Source organism: Acetobacterium sp. MES1 (assembly GCF_002237635.1).
GTDB lineage: Bacteria > Bacillota > Clostridia > Eubacteriales > Eubacteriaceae > Acetobacterium > Acetobacterium wieringae.
Map to the genome: position 1 here is coordinate 1 of NZ_MJUY01000045.1, position 5,079 is coordinate 5,079.

Annotated in this window: 6 protein-coding genes; 1 reads left to right on the plus strand and 5 read right to left on the minus strand. The window is 43.5% G+C overall.

Features of this window, described 5'->3' with window-relative positions:
- Positions 1 to 38 precede the first annotated feature (38 nt).
- Complete coding sequence (locus BI182_RS12195; protein ID WP_148637515.1) at positions 39 to 407, plus strand: EscU/YscU/HrcU family type III secretion system export apparatus switch protein; 369 nt, start codon at positions 39 to 41, stop codon at positions 405 to 407.
- 117 nt (positions 408 to 524) lie between these two features.
- Here the strand turns inward: BI182_RS12195 and BI182_RS12200 are convergent, their stop codons facing one another.
- The 5 genes from BI182_RS12200 to BI182_RS12220 form a co-directional block, all read right to left on the minus strand.
- Positions 525 to 1,769 (minus strand): J domain-containing protein, encoded by a 1,245-nt coding sequence (locus tag BI182_RS12200; RefSeq protein WP_286808282.1) that lies wholly within the window; start codon positions 1,767 to 1,769, stop codon positions 525 to 527.
- A gap of 11 nt (positions 1,770 to 1,780) precedes the next feature.
- Complete coding sequence (locus BI182_RS12205; RefSeq protein ID WP_286808283.1) at positions 1,781 to 3,616, minus strand: Hsp70 family protein; 1,836 nt, start codon at positions 3,614 to 3,616, stop codon at positions 1,781 to 1,783.
- Between the two features lie 21 nt (positions 3,617 to 3,637).
- Entirely contained in the window at positions 3,638 to 4,285 is a 648-nt protein-coding gene (grpE, locus tag BI182_RS12210) for a nucleotide exchange factor GrpE (RefSeq protein WP_286808285.1), read from the minus strand.
- 105 nt (positions 4,286 to 4,390) lie between these two features.
- Positions 4,391 to 4,660: a type II toxin-antitoxin system YafQ family toxin gene (locus BI182_RS12215; protein ID WP_286808286.1), complete on the minus strand. Its 270-nt coding sequence runs from the start codon at positions 4,658 to 4,660 to the stop codon at positions 4,391 to 4,393.
- Positions 4,657 to 4,932: a type II toxin-antitoxin system RelB/DinJ family antitoxin gene (locus BI182_RS12220; protein ID WP_286808288.1), complete on the minus strand. Its 276-nt coding sequence runs from the start codon at positions 4,930 to 4,932 to the stop codon at positions 4,657 to 4,659. The genes BI182_RS12215 and BI182_RS12220 overlap by 4 nt, the downstream gene beginning before the upstream one ends.
- Positions 4,933 to 5,079 lie beyond the last annotated feature (147 nt).

Genomic DNA, 5,079 nt, shown 5'->3' on the forward strand with positions numbered 1-5,079 from the left:
GCGGTTTCCCAAACTGGCTTTTCGAAAGGTAGGACTCGATGTCACCATCTAAAAATAAAAAAACAAAGGCCGTCCATATTCAGGACGGCCAGATAAAAAAAAATACCAGCAACGATCAAAATGATCCCGACAAACCACTCAAGGTAACCGCCCTGCGCTATGATCCGGAGAAAAATAATTCTCCGGTGATTGTTGCAGCCGGGACGGGTTTTGTCGCCCAGAATATATTAAATGTCGCTGAAGAAAATGGCATCCCCATTTACCACGATGACTCTGCTGCAACTCTTCTATCAAAGCTCCAAATGGGCCAGGAAATTCCCCCGGAGCTGTTTCAGATTGTGGTGAATATTTACGTCTCGCTGCTTAATTTAGCAGAGGGGAATGATGTGGGGGATCGGTTGTTTTGAAGCGTAGTTATTGGTTATCAGCCTCAAAACAACTGAATCACCTGAAAATATAAGGCATTTTCTGATTTATACTTGGCGGCCCATATTTTGATCACTCAGATTGTCACACATAGATGCCTATCTCAGTCGCCGCTTGGCTTCACGATTCAAACCGGCGGTATGCTCTGCAAATAAGGCTTCCCAGTCGCTTTGAAACGCTTTATAAACAGCAGGATATCTTTTTTTGATCTGCATAATTCCCCAGGCAATCTCTTCATTACAATCCTTATATTCTGCAATTGTTTGATAATAATCCGCACTAAAGCCTTCTTCCGGTTCGATGTCAAAGCTTTCATAAAAATGTTTGAGCGCCACGACTTTTAGATAGGGAATCAGATAGCAATCACAATCCAGACGTCGAATTGTGGCATCCAGGGCTACCAGTGGCACCAGTTCTTTTTTTAAGGCTTGCAGTTCCTTGTCATTTTTATCAATAAACAAGGCCAGCTCAATAAACGCCATTGCGTCTTCAAAACGTCCGACATCATGATAACCACAGTATTCGTCGACAAAAACGCTGGTCAAATAGTCTCGTTCTTCCTGATCCTCGATCAAACGGAGCAGTTTTTTCATACGACTGATAATGTGGCTGATTTCCTTCTTTTTTTCCAGTTCCAGTCCGGCAATTAACCAGTCAATCATCAGATAGATGTGATCCGGTTGACTTTCCTTGATCGGCGGCACTAACTTAGAAGTAATCTGCCATAGATTTTCATAGTCCCGCAAACCCCGATAGACTCTGATAGAAATCTGATCAAACTGCGTCGCAGAAGCCGGATAGCGTTCTTTTGAACAGACTATTTCCTTTTGTGCCGCTTCCATGTAACCATGTTCCGCCAACAATGCTATTTTTAAAAAAGCAAGGTCTGCACCCTCTTCTGTCTTTAATTTATCGATTGCTTTTTGAAAGTAGATTTCGAAATCTGCCAGATTATTCTGTTCCAGATACAGTTCGGCCTTAATTAAATATCCCTGAACATTATCCGGATCCATTTCAATTATTTTAGACAAGGTCTTATGGGCCGCTTTATCATTTCCGGTCATGACTTGGATCATGGCATTGTTCATTTCTTTTTCTATTTTTGGCCCGAATTTTCTCAGAATATCATATTTTCGCCGTTCATCGGGATTTTTCAGCGTCTCATAAGCTTTTCTGATCTGTTGAAATTCTTCCGGATGGGTTTCCGGCGGAAACGCTCTTAGTTTTTCAAAATAGCGCTCTTTTATTTTTTCCGGACCGGCCTTGGCAGTTGTTCCCAGAATCTTGTAATAATCTTCCAATCGGTTGTTTTTCCGTTGATCAAAAATACCTTTTCTAAACATGCTGCCACTCCCTAATCCAAATCCAGTTTTATCAGCAAATCTGTTGCTTCTTCAATGGCTTCAATCATGGCACTTCTTTCCTGCGTGGTTATCGCTGCCTCAATTAGCTCCAGGATCTGATTCTCATCTACGTTTATCCTGCCTGACAAATCGGTCCGAAGCTGCTCAAGCTCCTGTTTCAGGACTTCCAGATCCTGATTTTCCAGATCTGGATAGCCAAAATCCTTTTCATCCTCAAAATCAAATGCATCGATAAAACTCATTTGAGTGTGACTGCTCAGCTGCTCTGCTGTTTTTGTTTCCAGCAGCGCTTCAATCTTCTTGACACTTGCCCGAAAGATCTCCATCGAGTCCCGTTGCAGCTCATCTTGCATGTTGACAATGACTTTCTTTCTGGTCGACTCTAACTGCGCGGTTACTTCCAGAATGCCATTGATGTTATAAAAAAAGCTGACATTTATGCCTTCCATCCCGGCTGGTGCCGGCGGAATGCCATCGACCAGAAACTCGCCCAGAAAATGGTTGTGCTCAACCCATTCGTCTTCCCCCTGATAGACTTCAATCGAAACCGTGGTCTGGCCATCACAGCAGGTGGTGAATGGTTCGCTCTTACGCACTGGAATGGTGGTGTTTCGGTCAATAATCTTCTGAAATCCGCCGGGTTTCAGGCGGTCAGTGGCATCAACCTTTAACACCGCAATGCCCATGGCAAAGGGGGCAACGTCAGTGGCAATTAACTGCTGCTTGAGCAACTGGCCTGACTTAATACCGGCCTGAACCGCCGCCCCCAAGGCTACCGCTTCCTCGGGATGAATTTCTTTTTTGGGTTTTTTGTTAAAGTATTCCTTCAGTAACTGCTCAACTTGAGGAATCGCCGTGGAGCCGCCGACAAGCAGCACATCACGAATTTCAGAAACGTCCAGCTGAGCATCATCAAGCGCTTTTTTTACCAGCCCCATCGTTTCATCAAGAAACTCCGCAATCATCGCCTCGAATTGTTCCCGGGTGATTTGGGTATAGATTCCCAATGGCTTATGATCCTTGACCACGACAATGGGAATGGCAATCTCAACCACCGCTTTTTTAGAAAGCAGTATTTTTATTTTTTCAGCCTCTGTTTTTAAGATATACCTGGCCTGGATGCTGGCTCGGGGATCAACGTCATAAGTTCTTATCATATATTCCGCCAGAAAATCAACCAACTTCCAGTCAAAATCCTCGCCACCCAGAAAATTATTGCCCGCCGAAGACTTTACCTCCAGAATGCCCTTCATCATTTCAACAACAGAAACATCAAAAGTGCCGCCACCCAAATCATAAACCAGGATATTGGCCTTTTTCTTAAGATTGTTGAGACCATATGCCAAAGCGGCGGCGGTCGGTTCATTGATGATCCGCTCCACCGCAAATCCGGCAATTTCACCGACCTGTTTGGTGGCACGACGCTGTTCATCGGTAAAGTAAGCCGGGACGGTAATAACCGCTTCCTTTTCGCCTTCGCCCATGGCGGCGTCAGCATACTTTTTCAGTTCTTTTAAAATAATGGCCGAAGCTTCCTCCGGCAGCAACCGGCGATCGGCGATCGGCAGTTCATCCTTTTGGCCCATCTTCCGTTTGACTGCTGTCAGGGTTCGCTCCGGCATGGCAATCACCGCATCTTTAGCCTCCTGTCCGACGACAACCTGATTGTTTAAGTCAATCATAATGACTGATGGTATTAATTTCTCACCTTTAAATGAAGTGATAATTTCCGGTTCACCGCTGGCGTTGATATAGGCCACTGATGAATTGGTTGTACCCAAATCGATTCCCACAATGGGCCGTTTTCCGACTAACTCATTATTCATACTTACTGTCTCTTTCTTAATTTATAATTGGTTGCTGCTAGTGAGCGTAATGACCTGAGCTTTCCGGACCACTTTTCCTTCACCATCGATAAAGCCCCGCCGCAGCACTTCGATCACCTCATAGGGACGCATCGCTTTATTCTGCCCGGTCAGTTGATCGATTGCTCTGACCTCAACCGCTTCGGCAAAGATCGGGTTAAAGCTTGAACCCAGGAGCTCCAGCTCGCGAATGCCCACCCTTGCCAGTCCATCCAGCTCCGAAATCTGGATGGTCTTTAAAAAAGTCCGCCATTCATCGGGAATATCTCCGCAGGCATTCTGCATCACCCCATCGATTGTATCGATCGAATCGATCAGGGTCGACACTAACATCCGGTTACTGTTTTCCCGGATCGCCAGCTCAGTAGCCGCCTGTCCTTTTTGGCAAAGTAGTGTCACATCGCCAAGATTATCATAGATCGGCGTCACCTTATTGATTAACTCCTGTCCCATTTTATATTGTAATCGGGATAATCGATTGATCATCTCCGCATTTTCTTTAATCTGCATCTCCAACTGCTCAAACGGCTGCCCGTTTGTTGCTGCCAAAAGCTGCTTCAGACCGTCAGAAATACTGTTAAGTTTATCATCCTGAAGCGGCTGATCCTGCTTCCAAAATTTCCAGCTCACTATTTTGCTCCATTTCCTTTCTCAGTTCAATTATTTTGTCAGACAATTTTAAGTTGATAAATTAGCGGCAGGCCCCCCAATTGGTAGTAGGCACAGCTTTCCCGACTAAAACAAATCCGAATGCGTTCCTGTCCGATCGAAAACGATTACGTCGGAATATATTTGATAAATTAACAACCAATCAGGTTGTATGTGACATTCACGATAACCTGTATAATTCCCAAACAAACTATGATCTCTATTTCTTTCCATTAATTCTTCTCCATTTTCGAGTGCTAGCATTATCTCTTTGAGCAATCGCATATTATATCCGCGTTTTATACAGAGTTTGAAGTCTTTTCTAAATTGATTTGTATATTTTGCAATATACTTCATAATCCCATTTCCTCAAAAAAAGATTCTACACTTTGAGATTCAACCTGAATATTTCCGTTGATTATTTCAGCTGATTCCTTCATAGCGAGTAAAGTTATCTCATTTGGACGAGGCATTTTAATTTCAAAGGGCAGACCTCCACTTAAGATCACTTGACTTAAAAAAATATTGATTGCTTCAGATGTAGTTAAACCCAATTGATTTAATAACAACTCAGCATTCATTTTTAATTCTGGATCAATTCTCACATGAATTGTACTTGTTTTAGCCATATGCTACGCCTCCGTTCCTTCTTTAATTGTATCACTTTTTGAATGCATATGCAACACGTTTGTGTCGCTTATGATTTCTCATTAAAACACTCCATCAACACAATTGATATGCTCATCCCTGATAGCAATAAGTCTTGTTGTCAAGCG

What these genes read in the sequence shown, in the direction of transcription:
- BI182_RS12195 (WP_148637515.1), top strand. Translation starts at nt 39, where the DNA reads ATGTCACCATCTAAAAATAAAAAAACAAAGGCCGTCCATATTCAGGAC.
- BI182_RS12200 (WP_286808282.1), bottom strand. Translation starts at nt 1,769, where the DNA reads ATGTTTAGAAAAGGTATTTTTGATCAACGGAAAAACAACCGATTGGAA.
- BI182_RS12205 (WP_286808283.1), bottom strand. Translation starts at nt 3,616, where the DNA reads ATGAATAATGAGTTAGTCGGAAAACGGCCCATTGTGGGAATCGATTTG.
- BI182_RS12215 (WP_286808286.1), bottom strand. Translation starts at nt 4,660, where the DNA reads ATGAAGTATATTGCAAAATATACAAATCAATTTAGAAAAGACTTCAAA.
- BI182_RS12220 (WP_286808288.1), bottom strand. Translation starts at nt 4,932, where the DNA reads ATGGCTAAAACAAGTACAATTCATGTGAGAATTGATCCAGAATTAAAA.